General features: G+C 62.2%; 25 protein-coding genes and 1 tRNA gene. 10 read left to right on the forward strand and 16 right to left on the reverse strand.

Features of this window, described 5'->3' with window-relative positions; all coding sequences use genetic code 11:
- Positions 1–140 precede the first annotated feature (140 nt).
- A complete protein-coding gene (locus CKW40_RS36110; RefSeq protein ID WP_095204475.1) occupies positions 141–884 on the reverse strand; it encodes a competence/damage-inducible protein A in 744 nt (247 codons plus the stop codon).
- A 163-nt stretch (positions 885–1,047) separates the two neighbouring features.
- On the opposite strand from CKW40_RS36110, the gene CKW40_RS36115 reads away from it, so the two are divergent.
- Entirely contained in the window at positions 1,048–2,052 is a 1,005-nt protein-coding gene (locus CKW40_RS36115) for an alpha/beta fold hydrolase (protein ID WP_095204476.1), read from the forward strand.
- A gap of 54 nt (positions 2,053–2,106) precedes the next feature.
- Complete coding sequence (locus tag CKW40_RS36120; protein ID WP_095204477.1) at positions 2,107–2,379, forward strand: hypothetical protein; 273 nt, start codon at positions 2,107–2,109, stop codon at positions 2,377–2,379.
- A gap of 204 nt (positions 2,380–2,583) precedes the next feature.
- On the opposite strand, the gene CKW40_RS36125 is transcribed toward CKW40_RS36120, so the two are convergent.
- The 4 genes from CKW40_RS36125 to CKW40_RS36140 form a co-directional block, all read right to left on the reverse strand.
- Positions 2,584–2,823, reverse strand: a complete 240-nt coding sequence (locus CKW40_RS36125; RefSeq protein ID WP_019857848.1) for a DUF2188 domain-containing protein — start codon at positions 2,821–2,823, stop codon at positions 2,584–2,586.
- Between the two features lie 29 nt (positions 2,824–2,852).
- Complete coding sequence (locus CKW40_RS36130; protein WP_019857850.1) at positions 2,853–3,131, reverse strand: DUF982 domain-containing protein; 279 nt, start codon at positions 3,129–3,131, stop codon at positions 2,853–2,855.
- A gap of 143 nt (positions 3,132–3,274) precedes the next feature.
- The gene (locus CKW40_RS36135; protein ID WP_095204478.1) at positions 3,275–3,592 is read right to left on the reverse strand and encodes an SH3 domain-containing protein; all 318 of its coding nucleotides are present in this window, start codon (positions 3,590–3,592) and stop codon (positions 3,275–3,277) included.
- Positions 3,593–3,735: 143 nt separating this feature from the next.
- The gene (locus CKW40_RS36140) at positions 3,736–4,839 is read right to left on the reverse strand and encodes an NADH:flavin oxidoreductase/NADH oxidase (RefSeq protein ID WP_095204479.1); all 1,104 of its coding nucleotides are present in this window, start codon (positions 4,837–4,839) and stop codon (positions 3,736–3,738) included.
- 160 nt (positions 4,840–4,999) lie between these two features.
- On the opposite strand from CKW40_RS36140, the gene CKW40_RS36145 reads away from it, so the two are divergent.
- The gene (locus tag CKW40_RS36145) at positions 5,000–5,578 is read left to right on the forward strand and encodes an NUDIX domain-containing protein (protein ID WP_095204480.1); all 579 of its coding nucleotides are present in this window, start codon (positions 5,000–5,002) and stop codon (positions 5,576–5,578) included.
- A gap of 27 nt (positions 5,579–5,605) precedes the next feature.
- On the opposite strand, the gene CKW40_RS36150 is transcribed toward CKW40_RS36145, so the two are convergent.
- Positions 5,606–7,105 (reverse strand): HAL/PAL/TAL family ammonia-lyase, encoded by a 1,500-nt coding sequence (locus CKW40_RS36150; RefSeq protein ID WP_095204481.1) that lies wholly within the window; start codon positions 7,103–7,105, stop codon positions 5,606–5,608.
- Between the two features lie 479 nt (positions 7,106–7,584).
- On the opposite strand from CKW40_RS36150, the gene CKW40_RS36155 reads away from it, so the two are divergent.
- Positions 7,585–7,896 carry a hypothetical protein gene (locus CKW40_RS36155; protein WP_095204482.1) on the forward strand — a complete coding sequence of 104 codons (312 nt, stop codon included), beginning with the start codon at positions 7,585–7,587 and terminating at the stop codon, positions 7,894–7,896.
- Positions 7,897–7,939: 43 nt separating this feature from the next.
- On the opposite strand, the gene CKW40_RS36160 is transcribed toward CKW40_RS36155, so the two are convergent.
- The 3 genes from CKW40_RS36160 to CKW40_RS36170 form a co-directional block, all read right to left on the reverse strand.
- Positions 7,940–8,233, reverse strand: a complete 294-nt coding sequence (locus CKW40_RS36160) for a hypothetical protein (protein ID WP_095204483.1) — start codon at positions 8,231–8,233, stop codon at positions 7,940–7,942.
- A gap of 232 nt (positions 8,234–8,465) precedes the next feature.
- Positions 8,466–8,552, reverse strand: a tRNA-Leu gene (locus tag CKW40_RS36165).
- A gap of 791 nt (positions 8,553–9,343) precedes the next feature.
- A complete protein-coding gene (locus tag CKW40_RS36170) occupies positions 9,344–10,009 on the reverse strand; it encodes an outer membrane protein (RefSeq protein ID WP_095204484.1) in 666 nt (221 codons plus the stop codon).
- A gap of 187 nt (positions 10,010–10,196) precedes the next feature.
- Between CKW40_RS36170 and CKW40_RS36175 the strand changes: the two genes are divergently transcribed.
- The 3 genes from CKW40_RS36175 to CKW40_RS36185 all read left to right on the forward strand — a co-directional run bounded on the left by CKW40_RS36175 (position 10,197) and on the right by CKW40_RS36185 (position 13,143).
- Positions 10,197–10,583, forward strand: a complete 387-nt coding sequence (locus CKW40_RS36175) for a SecDF P1 head subdomain-containing protein (RefSeq protein ID WP_095204485.1) — start codon at positions 10,197–10,199, stop codon at positions 10,581–10,583.
- Positions 10,584–10,663: 80 nt separating this feature from the next.
- Positions 10,664–12,481, forward strand: coding sequence for an adenine deaminase (gene ade, locus CKW40_RS36180; protein ID WP_095204486.1), 1,818 nt, complete (start codon positions 10,664–10,666; stop codon positions 12,479–12,481).
- A gap of 56 nt (positions 12,482–12,537) precedes the next feature.
- Complete coding sequence (locus CKW40_RS36185) at positions 12,538–13,143, forward strand: TetR/AcrR family transcriptional regulator (protein WP_244571422.1); 606 nt, start codon at positions 12,538–12,540, stop codon at positions 13,141–13,143.
- Here CKW40_RS36185 and CKW40_RS36190 read toward each other — a convergent pair.
- The 5 genes from CKW40_RS36190 to CKW40_RS36210 all read right to left on the reverse strand — a co-directional run bounded on the left by CKW40_RS36190 (position 13,140) and on the right by CKW40_RS36210 (position 19,192).
- Positions 13,140–14,012, reverse strand: a complete 873-nt coding sequence (locus CKW40_RS36190; RefSeq protein ID WP_095204488.1) for an NAD(P)H-binding protein — start codon at positions 14,010–14,012, stop codon at positions 13,140–13,142. The genes CKW40_RS36185 and CKW40_RS36190 overlap by 4 nt on opposite strands.
- Positions 14,009–14,842 carry an SGNH/GDSL hydrolase family protein gene (locus tag CKW40_RS36195; protein ID WP_095204489.1) on the reverse strand — a complete coding sequence of 278 codons (834 nt, stop codon included), beginning with the start codon at positions 14,840–14,842 and terminating at the stop codon, positions 14,009–14,011. Before CKW40_RS36195 ends, CKW40_RS36190 begins: the two co-directional genes overlap by 4 nt.
- Positions 14,843–15,311: 469 nt before the next feature.
- Positions 15,312–16,472, reverse strand: coding sequence for an alpha/beta hydrolase (locus CKW40_RS36200; protein WP_095204490.1), 1,161 nt, complete (start codon positions 16,470–16,472; stop codon positions 15,312–15,314).
- A 142-nt stretch (positions 16,473–16,614) separates the two neighbouring features.
- Entirely contained in the window at positions 16,615–17,688 is a 1,074-nt protein-coding gene (locus CKW40_RS36205) for an alpha/beta hydrolase (protein WP_095204491.1), read from the reverse strand.
- A gap of 100 nt (positions 17,689–17,788) precedes the next feature.
- Complete coding sequence (locus tag CKW40_RS36210; protein ID WP_095204492.1) at positions 17,789–19,192, reverse strand: aminopeptidase P family N-terminal domain-containing protein; 1,404 nt, start codon at positions 19,190–19,192, stop codon at positions 17,789–17,791.
- A gap of 193 nt (positions 19,193–19,385) precedes the next feature.
- Here CKW40_RS36210 and ilvA point away from each other — a divergent pair, with 193 nt between their 5' ends.
- A complete protein-coding gene (gene ilvA, locus CKW40_RS36215) occupies positions 19,386–20,642 on the forward strand; it encodes a threonine ammonia-lyase IlvA (RefSeq protein WP_095204493.1) in 1,257 nt (418 codons plus the stop codon).
- Entirely contained in the window at positions 20,639–21,193 is a 555-nt protein-coding gene (locus CKW40_RS36220) for a DUF1697 domain-containing protein (protein ID WP_095204494.1), read from the forward strand. Before ilvA ends, CKW40_RS36220 begins: the two co-directional genes overlap by 4 nt.
- A gap of 5 nt (positions 21,194–21,198) precedes the next feature.
- Here the strand turns inward: CKW40_RS36220 and CKW40_RS36225 are convergent, their stop codons facing one another.
- Together CKW40_RS36225 and CKW40_RS36230 are read right to left on the reverse strand one after the other, a co-directional pair.
- Positions 21,199–21,495: a DUF2218 domain-containing protein gene (locus CKW40_RS36225; protein ID WP_095204495.1), complete on the reverse strand. Its 297-nt coding sequence runs from the start codon at positions 21,493–21,495 to the stop codon at positions 21,199–21,201.
- Positions 21,496–21,627: 132 nt separating this feature from the next.
- Positions 21,628–22,068: a VOC family protein gene (locus CKW40_RS36230; RefSeq protein ID WP_095204496.1), complete on the reverse strand. Its 441-nt coding sequence runs from the start codon at positions 22,066–22,068 to the stop codon at positions 21,628–21,630.
- A 217-nt stretch (positions 22,069–22,285) separates the two neighbouring features.
- Here CKW40_RS36230 and CKW40_RS36235 point away from each other — a divergent pair, with 217 nt between their 5' ends.
- The gene (locus CKW40_RS36235; protein ID WP_091578390.1) at positions 22,286–22,882 is read left to right on the forward strand and encodes a cold-shock protein; all 597 of its coding nucleotides are present in this window, start codon (positions 22,286–22,288) and stop codon (positions 22,880–22,882) included.
- Positions 22,883–22,888: the final 6 nt, after the last annotated feature.

Here is a 22,888-nt window from a genome sequence, read left to right on the forward strand (position 1 = left end):
TGATCCCTCAATCTGGCGAGCCTTGGAGCCCGCGTGCAGGGAAACGTTGCGGCGCCGTGCTTGGTTCCGGGTAGAGCAATTCCAGGAAAAGTGTGAAGCGGTTTTCCGTCCGGAATTGCGTCAACTGCTCTAGGAGCGGCTCAACTCGCCTTGGCGGCGAAACCCGCCACCATCGCCTCGACGTCGGCGCGCGCGGCGTCAAGCGCCTCCTGGCTGCGGGCGCGAACGACCAGTTCGGTCCAGAACTTGCCGTCGCCATATTTCGGATAGGAGCCGATGATCGTGTCCGGATGCGCCTTCTGGATCTCACCCAGAGGTCCGCCGACGAGGCCTTCGCCGAACGGACAGTGCACCGTCGCCGACAGCATCTTCGTGCCGGTCTTCAGCGTCGGCACGACATTGTCGAGCATGGCCTGGAAAATCGAGGGCACACCGGCCATGACATGGACATTGCCGATGCGAAAACCGGGCGCCACGGATACCGGGTTGTCGATATGGTCGGCGCCGCGCGGCATCCGCGCCATGCGCTTGCGCGCCTCGGTGTATTCGATGCCGCGCGCCGCATAGCTCTCGCCCAGCATCGCATAGGCCTTGGCATCGTATTCGCAGGGAACGCCGAACGCCTTGGCAATCGAATCGGCGGTGATGTCGTCATGGGTCGGACCGATGCCGCCGGTGGTGAACACATAGCTGTAGCGTGCGCGCACGGCATTCACCGCAGCTATGATCTCGTCTTCCTCGTCGGGAACGATGCGCACTTCCTTCAGGTCGATGCCTACAGCGGTCATTATGTCGGCGAGATGGCCGATATTCTTATCCTTGGTGCGGCCGGAGAGAATCTCATCGCCGATGACGAGCATGGCGGCGGTAACGATTTCAGGCATGGGAGGCTCCGGCAGGACGGGTCGCCTGAGATAGCGCGGCGCGTGGCTGTCGGCAATGCCGTCCGGGTGGTGAGCATTTGCACTTGGCCCCGCCCGTTGCTATGCGAGGTTGCAGCGCAAACGGATGCGGGTAAGCTCAAACCGGTTCTGGTCCGGGTGAACAATGCTGATATCGATCCTGTCGTGGCTGCTGGCCCTGTTGTTGCTGCTGGCGGTCCTGGGGATCGCCTGCCTTGTGCTGGCAACGCTGTGGATCGCGGCGAAGGCACAAAGGCTGGTGCCGCCGGTTGGTAAATTCGTCGAGATCGACGGCAACCGCATCCATTATGTCGATGTCGGCGAGGGCAGACCGATCGTCTTCCTGCACGGGCTTGGTGCGCAACTCCATCACTTCCGGCACACTTTGTTCGGACATTTCGGCCCGGGCTACCGGCTGATCGCGCTCGATCGTCCGGGATCGGGCTATTCGGTGCGCGCGAACGGTGCCACCGGCCGGTTGCCCGAACAGGCAGAATTGGTACGCCGCTTCATCGAAAGATTGGGGCTGGAAAGGCCGCTGGTGGTGGGCCACTCGCTGGGTGGCGCCATCACGCTGACCCTGGCCGTGGAACATCCCGAGGTGATTTCGGGCATCGTCTTGCTGGCGCCGTTGACGCATCTGGAAACCAGGGCACGCCAGCGGTTTGACCTGCTCTACATTCCCTCGCGCCTGAAGCGCTGGATCATGGCCTACACCGTGGCGATACCCCTGAGCCTGCGCTATGCGCGGCAGACAATGGAATTCATCTTCGCGCCGCAGGCTTTTCAGGCGGACTACATGGTTGACGGCGGCGGCTGGCTCGGGCTGCGGCCTGGCCATTTCCAGGCGACATCAGCCGATGTCGTGGCCGTCGAACAGGATCTCGGCCGTATTGAGCAGCGCTATGGCGAGATTGCCATGCCCGTCGGGATCCTCTTCGGCACCGCCGACCGCGTCATCGACATCCGCACCCATGGCGAGCCGATGCAAGGCAAGATCGCGGGGCTCGATTTCGACCCTGTCGACGGCGTCGGCCATATGCCGCAGTTCGTCGAGCCCAAACGGGTGATGGGTTTCATCGAGCGGATTGCCGCCCGCGCGTTTCTATCACCACAGCCTCACGACAATTTCAATGAACCATCCGGCTGACTGCCGGGTTTACCCCGTGTCGCACCCAAGGCGACCAAGACACGGAGTAATGCAATGTACAGGAAATTTCTCGCGGCATCGGTTCTGACGATCGGTCTCGCCACGTCGGCGATGGCCCAGTCATCCGACGGCACATATTCCAACCGTCACAGCTGGTGGCCGTTCGGCAACGAACAGTCTTCAAGCGTCGACCAGAACACGACCGGAAGCATCAATGGCGACACCGCTGGCAATCCCGGTGGCCCGGCAGGACCTTGTGCCTATAGCTCGGCCGGTCCTGATGCGAACCATCAGGGAAATGTGAACGACCAGTATTGCGGTAAATAGTCGACCGCGAGGGCTCGCAACTGGCCACGAGACGCCCCTCTCTCCAGACGTCCGTGGCCTGCGGCCTTTTTTAGCAATTCCAGGAAAAGTGTGTGCGGTTTTCCAGGGCAAAGCGCATAGTGCTTTGCCCTTGGGAATTGCGTTAAAACAAAGAGTTAGAGCAGTTCGCCGTTTCCGTGAAACGGTGAAATGATCGGCGGTAAGTTAGTCAGAGACCTCGGTCTGTGGCCGGTCGCGACCATCGGCCAATTCCTCGTGCCATTTGCCGTCGGCGTCCTCATACTGGATGCCGTCCGTCGCGCCCGCCACCTGCTGCTCGGCCGATGCGATCTCGGCGGCGCGCAACGCGTCCTGATGGGTGGGAAATGTCTCCGAGAAGGTCGAACCGACCTTGTAGGCCCAGCCGCCGTCATGCTCGACGATCTTGTAAGTCAGCTTCGCCATCAAAACCTCCGGTTGAAAGGTCCGCCTGCTCAATGCAGCCGGTCGTCGGAAAGCCTGTCGTCGGGCACCAGCACTTCCGATTCCCTGGCGGCCTCGATCAATGCCCGTCGCGCTTCCGCTGTCGAACGATAACCTTCCAGCACTTTGAGGCAAGTGTCGAGGGCATCTCGATGGCGCGGGCCGCGATTGAGCGGCCACACCGTCATGAGGCACTCCGCCGCTTCCTGGGTGCTGCGGATATGGCGATATTTGCCGACATGGCCGAGTTCGACCACCACCGGCGTTTCAAAGGGTTTGTTGTCCATCATGGCCGCAACGCAAAACAGCCAATTTGGTTGCAAAAGTGGCGCGGAACCTGCGCCCAAAAGTCGCGTCGCGTCTGCGACACGCTTTCGGCCTTTTTTGTTAGATGCATGTCGTTGTCCGCTTTTGGGTGACATGCATCGGCGTCTCAGTAGTCGCAATCGTTGCGCAGCCAGCGGGCGTTCGCCCAGCCGGTCGTACCGCCGATTTCGACCTGATACCAGTTGCCGCGCCGGTCGAAGATTTCGACGTGATCGCCGTTGAACAGCTGGCCGATCATCCGCGACGACGAGTTCGGCCGTGTCCGGACGGCAAGAAAGCCGCTGCCGGTGGCCAGATTGTAACGGCCGGACAGGCCGTGCACCGTCCCCTCGCAATATTGCGCGACGCTCGGCGTCGACGCACCGAGCCAAAACCCGGCCACGGCCATAATAGCTGCAGCCGGCAAGAATGCCCTGAACGACATGATCTCCTCCCAAGCCCGGCCGCGCCCGCCGCAGCCTCACCCAGCGTAACAGTTTGCGGCCGAAATTGAAGCGGGCTGTTGCAAACGGGCTGGGCAGGATCGCGCCGAAATCGGGAGGCCCCGGTATTAGGAGAATGGCCTGATCAGCCCGCCGCCTTCATCCAGTGCTCCATCGTCGTCACCGAGCGGGCAAGCTGCGGCGCCGGATGGATCTTTTCGCTGAATGTGGCCGCCGCACGCCAGCCCCAGCGCGGATCGGCGAGAAAGGCACGCGCCAGCGCCACCATGTCGGCGCGGCCTTCCGCGATAACAGCCTCGGCCTGCTTGGGATCGTCGATCAGGCCGACCGCGCGGGTCGGGATGCCGGCGCCCTTGCGCACGGCTTCCGCCAGATGCACCTGATAGCCGGGGCCGGTGGGCAGTTTCTGCAAAGGCGAATTGCCGCCGCTGGAGCAGCAGAGATAGGCGACGCCTTCGGCCTTCAGTGCTTTCGCCACCTCGATCGCATCCTCGACGTCGAAGCCGCCGTCGACCCAGTCCTTCACCGACAGCCGCGTGCCGAGCATCAGCTTCGGCACCGCTTGTCTCACCGCCCTGGCGATTTCGACGACAAGGCGCATCCGGTTTTCCAGCGAGCCGCCCCAGCGGTCCGTGCGCTGGTTGGACAGCGGCGACAGGAACTGGAAGATCAAATAGCCGTGCGCGGCGTGCAGTTCGATGAAATCGAAGCCGGCGCGTTCGGCCCGCCTTGCGGCTTCGGCGAACCGTTCGATAACCTGCAGGATTTCTTCCTCATTGAGCGCGCGCGGCACGTTCCAGCCGGTGTCGTAGGCGATGGCCGAGGCCGAGACGGTCTGCCAGGGGTCTTCGTTTGGCTGCAGTGGCCCGCCGCCCTCCCAAGGCTTGCGGTTCGAGGCCTTGCGGCCGGCGTGCGCGAGCTGTGTGCCGAATTTCGTACCTGGTGCTGCGACGCGTCGTGCCGCGTCCAGTGTGCGGCGTGCAGCGGCTTCGTTGTCGTCGGAGTAAAGCCCGAGGCAGCCATGGGTGATACGCCCGCGCCGCTCGACATCGGTCATCTCCACCGTGACCATGCCGGCGCCGGACATGGCCAGGTTCATCCAGTGGTAAAGATGCCAGTCGCTAGCCGACCCGTCCTCGGCGGAATACTGGCACATCGGCGCGACGGCGATACGGTTGGGAAAGCTCAAGCCGTCGAGGGTGATCGGCTGGAAAAGCGATGCGGTCATGAAGAGGCTCCGGGAGAGGGAACGCGTTATCTAGGTGACGGATATCTTGCATACCACACACGAGAGAGTGAAACGCTTGCTGGACCAATCGCTGCCCCAATTGCGCCGGCGCCGGTTCGCGGCTACGCCTGCGCCGGGCAGCAAATACCCGAGGTATCCAATGGAAGATCGCATTCGCATCCGCTCCGAAGAGGTTCTTTCCGACGACTGGGCCGTGCTGAAAAAGACCGTGCTCGACTATCGCCGGCGCGACGGCCAGTGGGAGACGCAGATCCGCCAGACCTATGATCGCGGCGACGGCGCGGTGATCCTGCCCTACGACCCCACGCGTTCGACGGTGCTCTTGGTGCGCCAGTTCCGCTATCCCGCCTATGTGACCGGCCACCGCGAGCCGCTGATCGAGGCCTGTGCCGGGCTGCTCGACGAAAACGATCCGGAGACCGCCATCCGCAAGGAAGCCGAGGAAGAACTCGGCTACCGGCTGAAGGATATTGAGCGGCTGTTTTCACCTTATATGAGCCCGGGCAGCGTCACCGAGCGGCTGTGGTTCTTCGTTGCCCGCTATTCGCCCGCCGACCGCATCTCGGCAGGCGGCGGCACGCCGGAAGAGGGCGAGGACATCGAGGTTCTGGAAATGCCGCTCGACGAAGCGCTGGCCGGTATCGCCGACGGCCGCATCGTCGATGCCAAGACCATCATCCTGATCCAGCATCTGAAATTGTACCCGATGAAGGCCTAATCTCTCGAGGCTCGCCGGGCATTTGCCTTACGGCTGCGGACAGGCCGGCACGTCCATTTCGCGGATGAAGTTGCGCAATGTCTCCATGTCCCGGGACAGAGGCCGATCGTCGGAATAGTGGGCGATTTTTTCCCGGATCATTTGGTAGATGGCATCGGTACCGGGCGCACGTGTACCGCGCTGTGCCAGAAAATCATGGGCCTGCGCGGCTGCCATGAGTTCGATCGCCAGAATGTATTCGGCGTTGTCGATAACCGCCAGCAGCTTGTTGGCCGCGACGGTTGGATGAGCAAGAAAATCCTCTTGCAGGCCGGATGTGACGCCGCCGTCGGTCGCCGCCGGGGCGGCCAAACGCCGATTGACGTTGCTGAGCGACGTGGCCGTGTATTGGGCGATCATGAAGCCGGAATTGGCTCCGTCCTCATCGGCAAGGAAGGCCGGCAGATTGTTGACAAGTGGATTGACCAGACGATCGATCCGACGCTCGCTCATTCCAGCCACCTGCGCCAAGGCGATGGTCAGGCCGTCGGCCGCCTGGCCGAGGGCGGGCGCTACCGCATGCGCCTCTGAAACGACCTGAGGATCGTTCAAAGACCCGAATACCGCGGGATTGTCGGTGACGGCAGCCAATTCGCGGTCGACCAACTCGGCGGACCGGTCCAGCACCTCCCGGGCGGCGCCATGAACATGGGGCACGGCGCGAAGACTGAGGGCGTCTTGCGTGCGACTGCCGTGGGCCAGCGCGATAAGTTCGCTGCCATGAAGCCAGCCACGCAGCGATTTGCCCACCTCCTGAATGCCGGGTGAGGGCCTCATCGCCAGGATTTGCTCACCAAAGGCCGGCATTTGCGCGCCGGCGGCTTCAAGCGTCAAAGCCGCCGCCGCATCAGCCCATCCCAGCAAACGCTCCGCGCGCTGCACGGCGATGCTTGTCAGGCCGGTTGCGCACGCGGTGCCATTGACCAGGCTCAAGCCTTCCTTGGCGCCAAGCTCCAAGGGCTCCAGACCCATTTCAGCCAGGGCCTCGAGCCCACTCATCGAGCGGCCTGCCACGGTTGCACTGCCTTCGCCGATCAAGACCAGTGCCACATGCGCGTTGTGCGTCAAATATCCGGCCGATCCCCGGGACGGCACGTCGGGAACGCAATCGCGCTCGATAAAGGTGAGCAAATTACGAACGATCGCAGGGCTCACGCCCGAATGGCCATGCGCGAAATTCGCCACTTGAGCGGCAATGATGGCGCGCACGCCGCGTCCCGGCACGAGGTCACCGACGCCGCAGGCGTGACTGCGAATGATGTTGCGCGACAGTTTCTTTTGCAGGGCAGGCGCCACGATCTTGCTTGCCAAGGCGCCGACCCCGGTATTGACGCCATAGGCGCGGATGCCTTTTTCGACGATGGCCGCTACGATCTGGTGCGCAAAAGCGATCCTCTCCCACGCTGCCTGGCTAAGCGCCAGAGGCTCGCCCTCGCTCACCCGCGCGATATCGCGCCAGCTGGCGTTTCTATCTATCGTTATTGTCATTGCCCGTTCCGAAATAGCTTTGCAAATGCGCAGGCGCTGTTGGCTCGCCCGAAAGGCGGCGTGAGAACCTTGCTTCGGCTCCTTACCGCACAATCGCGGGCATAATGGCGATGGAATTGCCGACTGATGCGACTGCAGCGACGTCGTCGGCAATAAAAGACACGCCGCCTGCGATCCGACGCTGGAAATCCGGCGCCCCGTTTGAAGTCACTTTCGAGGGTGATCTCGAAGACCTATAGGACTAGCAGCCCACGGCATATGCGGCTATCCCGTGCGGGCAGTTTAACGGAGGGCCTTGGAGCGGAGGGTCGCTACGATCCCATGGAGGCCAAGACGCTTCCGGGAATCGTATATTAGCAATAAACAATATATTAATAGCTATAATGCAGCCTTGGCTCAGGGACGGAAATACCCTCCCATCGACGTTCCGACACGCGCCCTGGAGCGCCGGAACGCTTGACCAATGCGGAGCAAAACGCATGAGTGTCGGAGCCGCTCTCGAACAATTGCTGCGGCTGATTTATCGCCGAGCCATGAAATTGGCGATGTTGCCGGAGGATGAAAGGGATTCGCACTACGATCACATCCGCCTGTCATGTTGCGCGGCCGCCGAGCACATTGGGCAAGATCCCGACAGGGCAGCCATCACGGCGAACGATATGGTCGAGTTTGTTCGCGCGCTGGTCGGAATCATTGAGATGGGCTCTGGACCAGACCATGAGCCAGGTGCCGATCAGCGGCCGCCGGTACCACATTTAGGCGGCCAAGGGACTGGGACGACGCGCATCTAGCAGACAGGGAAGAACGCCACCGTTGGCAGTGGCAACGAGGCGGCTATCGCTGGCGCTGTACGATGTAGCTGCTGGTGCTGGCATCGGCGCCGAGGCCGCGAGTAACCAAAACCGTTGTGTAACCGATCGGGAGGGAGCCCGTGTTGGTCGCATCGACCGGACGGCATCGCCCGATGGTTTCGCCGTTCGGGGACCTTGCGAGCTTGTCTTTCAGCGAAGCCATGCACAGATCAAGCGACGCATACATTGCAGGCTCCATCTCGACGGGTTTGCAGACGGAGGCCTCGCCAGGGGTGCACGAGAGCAAAACCATCATCGCCGCGGTTGCCGGATCCATTCTGAAATCTCCGTCGTTTCGACGGACCTCAACGTGGAAATGCCGCCTTTGTTTCGCTTCCGCCAAGAAATCAATTCGGATGGCCGTTTGCGGGACGGCTATCCAGCCAGGCTTCTGCAAGGTGGTGGCCAGCGCCAGTCAGCCAAACTCTGCTTTGATTTCAATCTGGTGCGGACGACGGGAATCGAACCCGTATGATCAGAGATCGAGGGATTTTAAGTCTCATTTGCGGTGGTGCGGGCGACGGGGGTCGAACCCGTAAGTCACTGAGGACGCAGGATTTTAAGTCCTGTGCGGTTACCAGTTTCGCCACGCCCGCAAGTTCACCGTGCCACCGGTATGTCACAGCCCATGTCACAAGTTCAAGCTCGACGCGGGTGCCAATGATTGCAGCGCCAAATATTTCCTGCGACTGCCGATAGGATGATCCGAATGCATGGTTGACCTCAGTGACCCCGCGTGGAGCCAAAGGCGGATCAAGGGTCACCTAACGTTCGTTTAACCATCCTGCACGAGCCCATGCCCAGCGCGGGTGGTTGGTTTCATCGCTTCGAGTAAATGTGCAAAATCATAAAAAACATCGCAACTAACGATGCCGCAACGCTTAGGAACAGCCTTCTCTTTTCTTTTGGATCAGACGGTATCTTCCACAGTCCTCCTTTATACGGTTTAAATATTTCTGCAATTGGAATAGAAAACCCGATTGCGAACGCAATGATGAGGAAAATGTTATCGCGAACTTCAATTAGTAAACTGCTCTGCATCTTTCGATGCCCCCTTCAGTTGTCAGAGTGATTCAAGTCCCTTGCGTCTACCAATTCCGCCACGTCCGCAGGCCAGCCCTTTTCAGATGCCAGATACAGGCCGTCAAGTCGTGTTCTTGAGCTGTCCGAACGCGCACCCCCGAGGAGGGGGCGCGGCGATACTGGCGTGATCGCGGAATTTAGCGCGCGGCGCGCAGTGCGTAGGGTGTTTGCACGGCGGACTTGATCCGCCGAGGCCGGCGTCTACCAGGCCCAACCCATTCCCCCGCCCACTGGGGGCGCCGGCCGCCCCTCTCATCGAAATTGCTGGTCACGTCAGTCGCTCGCCGATCGCTGTCGGCGGCGTTCAGAACTTGTAGCTCAGATTGACGCCGACGGTGTTCAGTTTCGTGTCCTGGTCGCGGCCGACAAAGTCGCTGGACCCGTCATAGTGCTCGGAGCCGAAATCGTAATAGCGATACTGGGCGCCGACGACGAACTTGTCGGTCAGCGCATAGTCGACGCCGGCACCCAGGGTCCAGCCGACATTCGTGTGTGTTTCGGAGAAGGTGGAGCCTGCTGATTGCGATGTCTCGATACCGGCGAAGGCGACGCCGCCTATGCCGTAGACCAGCACGCGATCCATCGCATATCCGGCCTTGGCATTGACCGAACCGAACCACTTGATGTCGGTGCCGAAATTGTTTCCGGGTTCCGCTTCGGCCGTGCCGTCGATCGAGGAATAGTTGAGCTCGGCCTCGGCGCCGATCACCGCCTGGTCGAACTGCCACAGTCCGGCGACGTGCCCGCCGACGAAACCGCCGTCTATGTCGGGCGAGACGGAAAACGGTCCGCCGTCATTTCCTGAGATATCGGACCGGCCCCAGCCATAGCCCGCCTGCAGGCCGGCATAGTATCCTGTCCAGTCGAAGCCGGGCGCGGTCATCGGCACATCGACCGTCGGGTCGGCTGCAAGAGCCGGCATGGACAGGACGGCAAGAAGACCGGCACTTGCGACCACAAGGCGATACATCGAACTCCCCGAGCGAAGAGTCGGAAAATCTTGGGAGCCAAGGTAGACCGTTTTGCGACGAAACGGAAACCTGTTTCCGGCTGCGGTCGTGCGCCGCTCGCCGAACGGCGGCCAGCAAGCCGACGACAGCTGACATTGCCGGGCGAATGTCAGCGTGCAAGATGAGCGTCTCGCAGGGAAAATCCTGATGAACAGCCCGGCTCGTCTCATCGCTGCAGTAGCCATCGTGCTGCTCGCCTGCGGCCTCGCCATGGCCGAGCCATTGACGCTCGCCATCGCCAAGGCCGCGGTCGTATCCGATCAAGCGTCGGGACAGAAGGCGCTCAACCTCAAGATGACAGCGGACAGCGCAAAGGCGTTCGCCGACCTCACCAAGGCGAATGTCGGCAAGGTGGTCGATCTCAGTGTCGACGGTGCCGTGGTGGCGTCGCCGCGCCTGGTCGAACCCATCCTCGGCGGCGAAGTGAAGCTCAGCGGCAGCTTCACTGCCGGCGAACTCCAGCGCCTGGCGGAACGGATTTCGGCGGGCGGCGCGAAAGTCACGGTCGAGGTCAAGGCAGAACAGCCTTTGTGAAGGCTGGTAGGCCTATCCGCTGTTTGGCGCTGGTCAAAACCGGGCAGGCTTGGCACAGTCGCGCAAACAGGAGTCCCTTCATGGCAAAGAAGCCGGCGGCGCATGCGACGAAACCAAAACCCTGGACCGAGATGGCGACGCATCTGGTCGACGTCGCCATGGGCCGCAAGCCTGCCGATCTCGTCATTCGCAATGGCCGCTGGGTCAACGTTCACTCAGGCGAGATCATCGCCGGCACCGATATCGCCATTGCCGGCGGCCGCTTTGCCTATTGCGGGCCGAATGCCAGCCACGCCATCGGCCAGGGCACCAAGGTGGTTGATGCCGGCGGGCGCTACCTGGTGCCCGGCCTCTGCGACGCGCACATGCATGTCGAGAGCGGCATGGTGACGGTGACCGAATTCTGCCGTGCCGTCATCCCGCATGGCACCACGTCGATGTTCATCGATCCGCACGAGATCGCCAATGTGCTGGGCTTGCCGGGCGTGCGGCTGATGCATGACGAGGCGGTGGCAATGCCGATCAATGTGCATGTGCAGATGCCGTCCTGCGTGCCTTCGGCGCCTGGGCTGGAACATGCCGGCGCCGAGCTCACGGTCGCCGATGTCGCGGAAGCGATGACATGGGAAAACATCATCGGGCTCGGCGAAGTGATGAATTTCCCCGGCGTCGCCGCCAACAATCCGGTGATGTCGGGCGAGATCGCCGCGACGGTCAAAGCCGGCAAGACGGTCGGCGGCCACTATGCCTCGCGCGACCTCGGCCTGCCGTTCCATGGCTACGTCGCCGGCGGGCCTGAGGACGATCACGAAGGCACGCGCGCGGAAGATGCCATCGCCCGCGTGCGCCAGGGCATGAAGGCGATGCTGCGGCTGGGCTCGGCCTGGTATGACGTTGCCTCGCAGATCAAGGCGGTGACGGAAGGCGGCATCGATCCGCGCAACTTCATCCTGTGCACCGACGACAGTCATTCCGGCACGCTGGTGCATGAAGGTCACATGGACCGGGTGGTGCGCCACGCCATCCAACAAGGGCTGAAGCCGGTGACGGCGATCCAGATGGCGACGATCAACACCGCCCAGCATTTCAGGCTGGAACGCGAAATCGGCTCGATCGCGCCGGGGCGGTTGGCCGACCTGCTGATTGTCTCCGATCTCGCCGCAATGACCATCGATGAGGTCTATGCGCGCGGCGTCAGGCTGGCCAAGGGCGGCAAGCTCGACATCGACATTCCGGCCTATGACTACCCGAAGACGGCGAAGAACACCGTCAAGCTGGGCAAGAAGCTGAAGGCGGCAGATTTCGACATCGCGGCCCCCAAGGGCGCCAATGAGGTGCGGGTGCGCGTCATCGGCGTCATCGAGAACCAGGCACCGACGCGGGCGCTGGAGGCCGATCTGCCGGTCGAGGACGGGCTGGTCGCCATGGATCGCCGCAACGATGTCTGCCAGATCGCGCTGGTCGAGCGGCACCGGGGCACGGGCGGCGTCACCAACGCCTTCGTCTCCGGCTTTGGCTATATGGGCGATTGCGCCATGGCGTCGAGCGTGGCGCATGATGCCCACCACATCATCTGCGTCGGCACCAACAAGCAGGACATGGCGCTGGCGGTCAACCGGCTGGGCGAAGTCGGCGGCGGCGTCGTGCTGTTCTCCAAGGGCAAGGAACTGGCGCTGGTCGAAATGCCGATCGCCGGGCTGATGTCGGACGAGCGCGCCGAGATCGTTGCCGCCAAGGCGGAAAAACTCACCGAAGCGATGCGCAAGATGGGCTGTTCGCTGAACAATGCCTACATGCAGCACTCGCTGCTGGCGCTGGTCGTCATTCCGGAGTTGAGGATTTCCGATGTCGGCTTGATCGACGTGACGACGTTCCAGAAGGTCGATCTGTTCGTCTGAGGTATGTCGATATACGGATGATGTCGGCCTGCGAAATACATACGGCGAGGCAGAGCATGACCACGGCCAAAAGAACCTCTACGCGGCGCGAGCCGAAGCAGCAACGCTCGCGGCAGACCGTGGACTGCGTGCTCGAGGCGGTCCAACTTGTGGTGAAGCGTCACGGGACCCAGGCCATCACCACCAATCGCATCGCGGAGGCCGCCGGCGTCAGCGTCGGGTCGCTTTATCAGTACTTCCCCGACAAGCGCGCAATCTTCACCGCCCTTCATGACCGGCACGTCGACGATGTGCGGCAGATCATCGGGCAGACGACGGCTGCCTACGCCTCGGCGCCGCTGCAGGAATTCACCGGCGAACTCGTCCGAGGTCTGGTGAACGTGCATGTGGATGCTGCGGAACTGCACGAGATTGTTTCGTCCGCCGTTCCGGAGGGCGCTCTTGGCTTCAGGAATGCGCTGCATCACACGTTTGGGCGCGTGCTGTCGCGCGCCGACCAAAAGCGATACAGCCTCGACGAGACGGAGCGAATGCTTTTTGTCCTTCCACGCATGGTGGAATCCCTCGTGCACGGAGCGGTCCATCAGGTGCGCACCCTCTCGCGCGATGTCGTTAGGAGCGAGGCGATCCGTACCGTACAGGTCTACGTGAATTCTTTTTAGGGCACCGCACCGAAACACGACTGAAACGACGCGGCGTTCTCGGCGGCCCACTGAGCGAACGGGATTGGTTCCCGCCCAGTCACTCGTTTTACCCCGTCCGTCACCGTGTCAAGTCGGCCCTCGCGCACCGCGCGCCAGATGTCCACGAGGGCATCGACGTAGGGGCCTTTCCCGGCCCATCCGACGGCGTCGGTGTACGCCTGCCGGTCGGATATTTCCTCGAAGCCGACGGGCTTGCCGATGGCTCTGCCTATCGTGGCCGCCATCTCCCCATAGGACAGCGCCTTACGGCCGGTGATCACCAGTGCCTGGCCGTCGTGGTCGCGCGTGGTCAGGGCGGCCGTCGCGACGGCAGCGATGTCGTCTGGATGGATGAATGCGATCTTGCCCCAACCCGTAGACGAGCGCAGCACACCCTCGCGGCGGATGGATTGCGACCAACCGAGCGCGTTGGACATGAATCCGGCCGCCTGAATGAACGTGAACGCCACCCCGCTTCCCCGAATGGCATCCTCGCCGCGTGCATGCCACGGACCGGTACCAATCCCGGTTCGCACGTCCAAGGTGGAGAGCTTGACGACGTGTCGTACGCCTGCGTGGCGGGCAGCGAAGGAGACCGCGCGATCTCGCCTCTCGAGATCCGGTCCATCAGTCAGGAGGAATATGCTGTCGACCCCAGCCAGCCCAGCAGTAAGCGAGGCGCCTGGCTTTTCGAGGTCTCCGGTATGGATATCGACATGGTCACCGAAAAGGGCTCTGGCCTTATTCGCGCTGCGCACGAAAACGGACGGGCGTGCTCCAGTATCAACGAGGCACTGGGTTACCCGAGAGCCGATGTTTCCCGTGGCGCCGATGATGAGATGTTTCACTGGAGCTTGCTCCAGCCACGGATCACCTCGAATGCCATTCGCTTCTGGCCCGCCAGGGTGAAATGTAGACCGTCGTCCATGAGCAGGTCGGAAGAAGGCGGACTCCCCAGCGTTGAGAAGGCGTCGATAACCGGCCCGTCGCCCTCGCGGACGATCTTCGCGACTCGCGCCAGGTCTTCGTTGCGGAACCGGACCCCGAACCTGGCCAGGCCCCGATGAGCCGCTACCTGCGCCTCATTGACCGCAGGCGGAGTAATCCAAACGCAGTTCGCCGTGGTCTCTTTGGAAATGCGCTCCCGCAGCTCGGCAATGTTGCGCGCGGTCTCCTCATGATGGACGAGCGTCTTCGTGGGGTGCGGGCCTTGCGTGCGGGCGTCATTCGTACCGACGAGGAAGAGTATCCAGTCGGGCTGGGAATTGATGACATTTGCGACCCGCACGAGACCGTGCGTGGTCGTCTCGCCTGCGACCGCGCTGATGGTCAGCGAAATCCTGTCGGTACCGCGGCGCCTCGCCAGCATTTCCCCAAGAACGACCGCCCAGGATTGAGGATCGGACGTCAAGCTGTCGCCGAACGCCACGACCTTGGCCCCTTTCCTAAGGGGAAGGCGATCGACCATCGATGCCACGGCTGGGTCGGCAAGCAATCCGACGGCTGCTTCCGAGACCTCCTTTTGCATGCGGTCGAGTTCGGTCGCGTAGATCTCAACCGGCAGGCCGAGGAGCCCGGCATGCGCTTCCCGATCTAGGCTGGCGCCTCCGGGGAGGGAGGCCAAGGTCCCCTCGGGCTGGCTGACCTTCAAAAGCCAGCGCAGTTGCTCGTCCGACATGGGTTTCACCTCGCGGTTGGATCCGTTTGCAGCGCGAAAAGTAGTCGCACCTCGGGGACGTCGCTACTCGCGTTTGCTGGTTGATTAAGTTATTGTAATTGCTTTAAAATCTTGCGACCTCCAGAGCCTTCATCAGGTTCAAGGGCCGTCTGAGAACCACCTTCACGTTCGGCACCGAGAGTCCGCATTTGGCCGATGGACCATTTCCTCAACCTCGGGGGCACGCGATCGGCGCTGAGGCCGTTCTACAGCCACATCGGTCGCCCCTCGATCGACCCTAAGCTGATTGATGGTGCGGATACTTATCGTCGGCCACTGCATGGGCGGAGCGGCTCTATCGCCCAGAAAACAAAGCCGTTCAGGATACTTCACGGGCGACTAAGTGCGCTCCGTTCCGGTTCTCGCAAGCAGCCATTCTCGGCTCAGCCTGACGCAAATCTCAACATGTCCTTGCGCGTGTTGGTGATGCTCACCCGCCGGTGGCAATGGTCAGCACCTTGAACGGCGTGGTGATGACGACCTCGGCGACAGAGCCGACGGCCTTGCCAAGTCCTTGGCCGAGATTGTTGAGCTGTGCGGGGTCCTCATCGGCAGCCAGGCCAGCCGGCGTGCGCAGGCGGTCGCCGAGCAACTGCACCAGGAACGGGTTGTCGGCGAATTTCGCGTGGTTGAGGCCACCGTCGCCGCCCTTGGTCTTGGTCAGGTCGACCACGGCCACGCCGTAGCTGGCGAGATCGGCCGCATTGCCATAGTCGCCGACACGCGGTTTGTCGCCGGAGATAAGTGAAGACAATTTGAGCGCCCGGTCATCGCCTGAAAGCAGCACCGCAAACGGCTTGTTCGGCCTGCCGTAACGCATCATCTGCTTCTTGAACACGTCGACATCGATGTCGGGCGAAGCCAGGATGACATAGCCGAGTTTACCGCCGAGATCGCGGTCGCCGGCGATGGCGAGCTGGCGCAGTGCCTCCATCGTCAACCAGGTCCCCATCGAATGAGCGATGATGTCGATGCTCTTGACCCGCGTCTTGGCGAGCATCCGGAGCGTTGCCTCGAGATCGTCACGCGCGGCGGTGGAGCTGTCCTTGTCGTAGATGTAGCCCGTCGTCTTGGCGCTCGACGCCCAGGAAAACAGCACCGGCGTACCCGGATATTTCGTATCGTGGGCGATCTGCGTCAGCCGGTAGATGCCGTCGTCGAAGCCGTTGTTGAAGCCGTGCACGAAGACCAGCGCGCGATCGCCGCGCATGGCGATGTCGGCGCCGACCGCCTTGGCGAATTGCGGGGCATCGCCATAATGGACGACATTGGTGGCGGTGAATTGCTTGGCCGGGTTCGAGTTGGCCGAACCCTTGGCCCGCTCGATGGCGCCGACCTGGTGGACTTTCGGCACGGTGACGTCGACACGGGCGTAGCTGGTGGTCAACGAGCGATCGCCATCAAATACCTGACGCGGATCCTTGGTCGCCTGCAGGCGGGTGGTGGCGACGAAAATTTCGTGCGTGGCCGCGATGTCGGAAGCTGGTACCGAGACCGTCGTCTTGTTGAGCAGATCATGCGTGTTCTGGCCGGCGCAGCCAGCAACAGCGAGCGCCAACGCGACGACGAAACTCTTCAAACGCACGGTCACGCGTCGGCTCCCGTAAAGGGGGACGTCAAAAGCATGACGTCACCAATCATTCCGATAAGGCCAGAGACGGGCTCGGTCCAGTTCAAAGTGGGCCAAGGCCTCCGCAAGGCTGGATTGGCATGGCAAACCCGCGGCGGCGCACCTACTGTCCGAGCAGGCCGATGCGGTCGGTCACTTCACGGTCGCTGGCAAAGCCGTCATCCTCGCGCAGCCGCTGACCGATCATCTTCACCAGTTCCGGATTGTCGGCGAATTTCGTGTGGTTGAAGCTGTCGCTGCCTTTGACCTTGGAGAGATCGACCACGGTCACGCCATAGGAGGCAAGATCGGCGGCGTCCTTGTAATCGCCGACGCGTGGCCGCGAACCGGCGATCAGGCCGGACAGCCTCAGCGCGCGGTCGTCGTCGGACAACAGCAGGATGAACGGCTTGTCGGGCTTGCCGTAGCGGCGCATCTGGCTCTTGAACACATCGACATCGATGTCGGGCGAGGCCAGTACCACGTCGCCAAGCTTGCCGCCGAGATCACGGTCGCCGCTGATGGCCATCTGGCGCAGCGTTTCCATGGTCACCCAGGTTCCCATCGAATGCGCGACAATGTCGATGCGCCGCGCGCCGGACTGCTGCAGCATGCGCAATGTCACTTCGAGCTGGTCGCGTGCGGCGCTGGCACTTTCCTTGTCATAGACATAGTCGGTGGTCTTGGCGCCCGATGCCCAGGAAAACAGCACCGGCGTGCCGGGGTAGCCGGAATCGTGAACGAGCTGGGTCAGGCGATAGACCGCGTCGTCGAAGCCGGTGTTGTAACCATGCACGAAGACCATGACGCGGCCGCCGCGCGCCGCGATATCGGCGTTGAGCGCGCTGGAAAATTTCGGCTGCGTGTCGTAGCCGACAACTTCGGAAGCCATGAAATATTTGGCCGGATCATCCGACTTGCCGCGCGAGCGCCGTTCGATCTGGCCGGTCTGGTGGATGCCGGGAACGGTGACGTTGACGCGGGCGTAGTTCAGCGTCGCCGAACGCTCGCCGTCGAAAACCTTGTTGGGATCGTCGGATTTCTTGCGGGTCGTGGCGATGAAGATCGAGTGGTTGCCGGCGATCTCCGTCACCGGCGCGGCGACGATGGCGCTGCCAAGCAATTCCTGCGTTTGCGGGCCGGCGCAGCCGGCGACGAGCAAGGCGAGACAAACAGTAACGATCTTCTTCAAAGGCACTTCTGAAATTCCACTCCGGCCAAAAGGCCCATCCACCCCCGCGACACCTCCCGGACAGGGAGAGTGCGGCAGAACTAAGTCGTGTCCAGTCGAAATGTGGTCAGCGACTGGTTACAGCCATCGCACTGTTGCGCGAAAGCCAAAATGGCGGAAGGAACGCCGGAATGTTGGAGAAAGGCAGCACCTCCGGTTTGAGGCGGATGCCGAGCACATCCGCCATGAAGGCGCGGCGCGCTTCGATGCGGCTCCAGGCTTCGGGATGGCGCGCCGCGATCTCCTCGCGCAGCGCCTCGTCGGCGAGCGCGATGCCGTCCTCGATGTTGGTGGTGAAATAGTCGCTGCCGGTCGCCGGGATAATGTCGACCTGCAACGCCATGCCGGATCGCAATTTGATGTCGGAGCCGGAAAACACCGGCGAATGCATCCACTCGTCGATATGGACGAGATGGCCGGGATTAAGCGAGACGCCAAAGAACGGATCGCCGATGCGGTCATGCACCGCCTTCCACAAAGCGCCGCCCGTCGTGCCGATGCCGATCGCTTCGTACCAGTCGACAACCGCCGCGAAATACGGCGCGACCAGCTTCTCGACGTAGTCGCGGATGGCAGGAGGCAACTCGGAGGCATCCTCGGCCAGGAAGCCGGCGCGGGCGTTGAGCGCGCCCTGGATGCCATAGGCCATGGTGATCGGGTCGCCGCGCCGGATGATGTCGAGGCGAGGGCTGGGCAGGCCATAGGCGGCGCGCTTTCCCGCCGACAGCATCGGGTGACAACAATGCGGCAGGCCATTCATGCCCATCAGCCGCGCCGCCTGCAGTTCGCTCATGCCGGGCTCGATGCCTTGCAGCACATTGCGCAACCCTTGCGAGGTGAAGGTCGCGGCAAACTCGAAGGCGGCCAACTGGTCGGCCTCGCTGATCGCGCGCAGGCCGTCGATGGGGTTCATCAAAAGATTGGAGGCATTCACGACCGCGCCTTTGTCGCCGACAAGCGTGCGCAGCGTATCGGCAATGAAGGACGGCAGGTCGAGCGTCGTCTCATCGAACCCGGCATCGCCGGCGCCAAAAGGCTTCCAGCCGATGGCGCCGATCCTTTGGCCGGGCTTCAGGCCGCAACCGGCAAGGATGTCGGGCAGCGCATCCGAGCGGTCGCGCGGCTGCGCCGGCAGCGAGAAGGTCTGGTAGAGCACGCGCTCATAGGGTCCATCGCAGATTTCGGCATAGCCCCAGCCCTCATTGCCGACGAGAAGTCTTGGCGGCTTGCCGGGAACGACGACCAGCAATGTCTCCTCGAAGCGCGGATCGTAGCCTGAGAGATAGGCGACATTGGCGGCGTGTTCGCGGTCGCCATAGACTGTGAAGGCATCGAAGCCGGCCTTGGCGCCGCGCGCGATCAGCGCTTCGATGCGCGCTTCATAGGTGCTTCGCGCAACCAGCGGCATCACCGTCGGTTCGCCGAATTCCGGCAGCGACATGGATTTCAGACCGACCGATGCGACTGGCATGAACAAACGTCCCCAAGTGCTTGCAAGGATTTTGCGAATGCCCTTTGCGAAGTGGCATGAAGGGTCGGACAATGGCGTTGCCGGCCCGGATATGCAATAGGCAGGATCGGCTGCGCCGGATCACGATAGACGCTTTGCGGCCAGGTTGATGACAGGGGTCCGCGAAAAACATGCGGCACAAGGTGGCTTTCCGATGACCAGTTTTTCCTCCCGCGTCGCTACCGCAGCCGCCGCGATCCGCCAGATCTTTCCGGAAACGCCGCTGCAGGAAAACGACTATCTGTCGAAAAAGACCGGCGCGCGGGTGCTGCTGAAGCGAGAGGATCTGAGCCCGGTACGCTCCTACAAGATCCGCGGTGCTTTCAACTTCTTCCGCAAGGCGCTTGCTGCCGGCAATCAGGCGGAACTGTTCGTCTGCGCCTCGGCCGGCAATCATGCGCAGGGTTTCGCCTTCGTCTGCCGTCATTTCGGCAAAAAGGGCGTGGTGTTCATGCCGGTGACGACGCCGCAGCAGAAGATCGACAAGACCCGGCTGTTCGGCGGCGAATTCGTCGAGATCAGGCTGGTCGGCGACTTTTTCGACGATTGTTACCGCGCCGCCTTCGAATTCACCGAAAGCTCGGGCGCCCACATGGTGCCACCCTTCGACCACAAGGACATCATCGAGGGGCAGGCGACGGTCGCCTATGAGATCGCGGACCAGATGCCAGGCGCACGCATGCCCGACATCATCATGCTGCCGGTCGGCGGCGGCGGGCTCGCTGCTGGCGTGACGCACTATTTCGCCGATCAGGGTCGGGAGGCGCGTTTCGTCTTCTGCGAGCCGGCCGGCGCGCCGAGCCTGCATGACAGCCTCGCGGCCGGAAAACGGCTGAAGCTTGCCAAGGTCGACAACTTCGTCGATGGCGCGGCGGTCGCCGAGATCGGCCGTGAACCCCTGCGGTACCTCAAGGAGTTCGCCGCCGACACTGTGCGGCTGATCCCGGAGAACAGGCTCTGCGCGACCATGATCGAGATGCTCAACGTCGAAGGCGTCGTGCTCGAGCCGGCCGGCGCTTTGGCGATCGACGCGCTGAAGGATTTTTCCAGGAAGGAAATCCGCGGCAAGACCATTGTCGCCGTGGTTTCAGGTGGCAATTTCGATTTCGAGCGGCTGCCGGATGTCAAGGAGCGGGCGCTGCGCTACGAGGGCCTGAAGAAATACTTCATCATCCGCTTCCCGCAGCGGCCGGGCTCGCTGCGCGATTTCCTCGAAATGCTGGGTCCGGACGACGACATTGCGCGCTTCGAATATCTGAAGAAGTCGGCGCGCAATTTCGGCTCGGTTCTGATCGGCATCGAAACCAAGGACCGGCGCAATTTCGACCTGTTGAAGGCAAACTTCGAGGCCGAGGGCGTCCAGTATCAGGACATCACCGACAACGAGACATTGGCGGGGTTCATCATATGAGCGCTAAGGTCTTCATCGCGCTGTTTTCCGGCATCAATGTCGGCGGCAACCGCATTGTCAAGATGGCGGAGCTGCGCTCGTTCTTCGAGGATCTCGGCTTTTCCGATGTCGCCACCTATGTGCAGAGCGGCAATGTGGTGTTCAGGGCCGGCAAAGGCGACGCGACCGCGCTGACCAAGCAGATCGAAGCGGCCTTCGAGCAGAAATGGGGTTTTCATTCGCGCATCATGGTGCGCGATCTCTCCTGGTTCGAACGGCTGGTGAGCGAAAATCCCTATCCGGAAGCTGCCGCCGACCACACCAAGCTGCACGCCTATGCGCTGGAGCGTGAGCCGACCGCCGATGAGGTGGCGCGGCTTGCCGAGAAATGCACCGGCCCCGAGCGCTTCGAAGTCAAGGGAGACGTGCTTTACCTCAGCGCGCCGGATGGGCTCGGCAAGTCAGTCTTTGCCAACCTCATTCCGCACGTTCTGAAGGTGCCGGGCACCGCGCGCAACTGGCGCTCGGTGTTGGCGCTGCTGGACATGGCCGGGCAGGCCGGCGAAAACTAGCCTGATCACGCCGCCGGAGCGGGCTTCCAGTCGAAGGCCAGTTCCTCGCGGAAGGCAAAGCGCTTGATGTGGTCGGCCACCACGCTTTCCAGGCGCTCGAGCGATCCGGCTTCTTCCGTCGACACCGTGATGTGCAGCGTGCTCGCATCGGCATCCATGACGGTGCGTCCCAGCGATGTCAGGTCGATGGTGCCGTGGGTCGGATTGAACTCGACGGGGAATTTGTGCGCCCAGTGTTTGCACAGCTGCTGCAGGTAGCGGCTGGCGTGCTCGGTGGCGACGTCGGCATGGCTGGATGGCATGAATGATTTCTCCTGGTCTGGGCGCTGGCCTGCCGGCCAGGCGTGATGACCGGTCGGATAGGTGGCGTGGCGCGAAACGGCAAAGGCGGCCGGCTTTTACCCAGGCCGCCTCGCTTCAAGATGGCGTGATTGCTACCAGCTTCCGGTGTTCGGCATCGAAGCCCAGGGCTCTGCCTTGGCTTTCGGTGGGCCCTTCTGCAGAAGCTCGAAGGAGATGCCGTCCGGCGAGCGGATGAAGGCCATGTTGCCGTCGCGCGGCGGCCGGTTGATGATGACGCCATTGTCCATCAGATGCTGGCAGGTGGCGTAGATGTCGTCGACCTCATAGGCGAGGTGGCCGAAATTGCGCCCGCCCTTATAATCTTCCGGATCCCAGTTGTAGGTCAATTCGAGCAGCGGTGCCTTGTCGTTGACGCCGCTCTGCTCGTCTTCGGAGGCGGCGAGGAAGATCAGCGTGAAGCGGCCTTGCTCGTTTTCGTAGCGGCGAACTTCTTTCAGCCCGAGCTTGTTGCAGTAGAAGTCGAGCGAGGCATCGACATCGGCGACGCGGACCATTGTGTGCAGATAGCGCATGAGTTTTCCTCGATCTGTTGGGGTGCGGCGCAACATAGGGTCGGCCCGGCGAAAGGGCAATCTCCCGCGGCCGGCGATGCCGGCAAAGAACAAATCCGGTATTCCCGCAATGAACCGTGAAAAAAGGCAGGGAAGGTCTTGCACACACCGGAAGCCGCGGTGTTAATCTGGTGTCAAGAATCAGTTGCGGTGTTCTTGCAAAAAAGGGGGCATTCTTATGGGGGAAAAGGCCTCTTTGACGGGGCGGGCCGGAACCCTTGGCGACGCCTTGAGGCGCGACGAAGGCGGCGATGCCGCTGACCTGACCGAAATTGCCGGCGCCATCAAGTGGTTCGATGTGGCCAAGGGCTACGGGTTCATCCTTCCCGATGACGGTGTTTCGGGCGATATCCTCCTCCATGTGACATGTCTTCGGCGGGACGGCTTCCAGACAGCCTTGGAAGGCGCGCGCGTGGTCTGCCTTGTCAAGCAGGGCGATCGTGGGCTGCAGGCCTTCCGTGTGCTTTCCATGGATGTCACCACCGCCGTCCATCCCGCCGAAATGCAGGAACAGCGCACCCATGTCGCGGTGACGCCGGAGAGCGGGCTCGAACGCGCCTTGGTCAAGTGGTTCAACCGCACAAAGGGCTTCGGCTTCCTGACGCGCGGCGAGGGCACCGAGGACATTTTCGTCCATATGGAGACCTTGCGCCGCTACGGCATCACCGAGCTTCGGCCGGGGCAGGTCGTGCTTGTCCGTTTCGGCCGCGGCGACAAAGGCCTTATGGCCGCCGAAATTCACCCCGATATGGGCACCTTGCCGGTTTCGCACTAGAACCGG

Source organism: Mesorhizobium carmichaelinearum, from assembly GCF_900199455.1.
In the GTDB taxonomy this organism is placed as follows: domain Bacteria; phylum Pseudomonadota; class Alphaproteobacteria; order Rhizobiales; family Rhizobiaceae; genus Mesorhizobium; species Mesorhizobium carmichaelinearum.

Coding starts and splice junctions, on each gene's coding strand:
- CKW40_RS36235 (WP_091578390.1), top strand. CDS start 22,286: ATGGGGGAAAAGGCCTCTTTGACGGGGCGGGCCGGAACCCTTGGCGAC.
- CKW40_RS36230 (WP_095204496.1), bottom strand. CDS start 22,068: ATGCGCTATCTGCACACAATGGTCCGCGTCGCCGATGTCGATGCCTCG.
- CKW40_RS36150 (WP_095204481.1), bottom strand. CDS start 7,105: ATGACAATAACGATAGATAGAAACGCCAGCTGGCGCGATATCGCGCGG.
- CKW40_RS36170 (WP_095204484.1), bottom strand. CDS start 10,009: ATGTATCGCCTTGTGGTCGCAAGTGCCGGTCTTCTTGCCGTCCTGTCC.
- CKW40_RS36115 (WP_095204476.1), top strand. CDS start 1,048: ATGCTGATATCGATCCTGTCGTGGCTGCTGGCCCTGTTGTTGCTGCTG.
- CKW40_RS36130 (WP_019857850.1), bottom strand. CDS start 3,131: ATGATGGACAACAAACCCTTTGAAACGCCGGTGGTGGTCGAACTCGGC.
- CKW40_RS36185 (WP_244571422.1), top strand. CDS start 12,538: ATGACCACGGCCAAAAGAACCTCTACGCGGCGCGAGCCGAAGCAGCAA.
- CKW40_RS36195 (WP_095204489.1), bottom strand. CDS start 14,842: ATGTCGGACGAGCAACTGCGCTGGCTTTTGAAGGTCAGCCAGCCCGAG.
- CKW40_RS36120 (WP_095204477.1), top strand. CDS start 2,107: ATGTACAGGAAATTTCTCGCGGCATCGGTTCTGACGATCGGTCTCGCC.
- CKW40_RS36160 (WP_095204483.1), bottom strand. CDS start 8,233: ATGGATCCGGCAACCGCGGCGATGATGGTTTTGCTCTCGTGCACCCCT.
- CKW40_RS36210 (WP_095204492.1), bottom strand. CDS start 19,192: ATGCCAGTCGCATCGGTCGGTCTGAAATCCATGTCGCTGCCGGAATTC.
- CKW40_RS36155 (WP_095204482.1), top strand. CDS start 7,585: ATGAGTGTCGGAGCCGCTCTCGAACAATTGCTGCGGCTGATTTATCGC.
- ade (WP_095204486.1), top strand. CDS start 10,664: ATGGCAAAGAAGCCGGCGGCGCATGCGACGAAACCAAAACCCTGGACC.
- CKW40_RS36220 (WP_095204494.1), top strand. CDS start 20,639: ATGAGCGCTAAGGTCTTCATCGCGCTGTTTTCCGGCATCAATGTCGGC.
- CKW40_RS36175 (WP_095204485.1), top strand. CDS start 10,197: ATGAACAGCCCGGCTCGTCTCATCGCTGCAGTAGCCATCGTGCTGCTC.
- CKW40_RS36125 (WP_019857848.1), bottom strand. CDS start 2,823: ATGGCGAAGCTGACTTACAAGATCGTCGAGCATGACGGCGGCTGGGCC.
- CKW40_RS36140 (WP_095204479.1), bottom strand. CDS start 4,839: ATGACCGCATCGCTTTTCCAGCCGATCACCCTCGACGGCTTGAGCTTT.
- ilvA (WP_095204493.1), top strand. CDS start 19,386: ATGACCAGTTTTTCCTCCCGCGTCGCTACCGCAGCCGCCGCGATCCGC.
- CKW40_RS36225 (WP_095204495.1), bottom strand. CDS start 21,495: ATGCCATCCAGCCATGCCGACGTCGCCACCGAGCACGCCAGCCGCTAC.
- CKW40_RS36110 (WP_095204475.1), bottom strand. CDS start 884: ATGCCTGAAATCGTTACCGCCGCCATGCTCGTCATCGGCGATGAGATT.
- CKW40_RS36145 (WP_095204480.1), top strand. CDS start 5,000: ATGGAAGATCGCATTCGCATCCGCTCCGAAGAGGTTCTTTCCGACGAC.
- CKW40_RS36135 (WP_095204478.1), bottom strand. CDS start 3,592: ATGTCGTTCAGGGCATTCTTGCCGGCTGCAGCTATTATGGCCGTGGCC.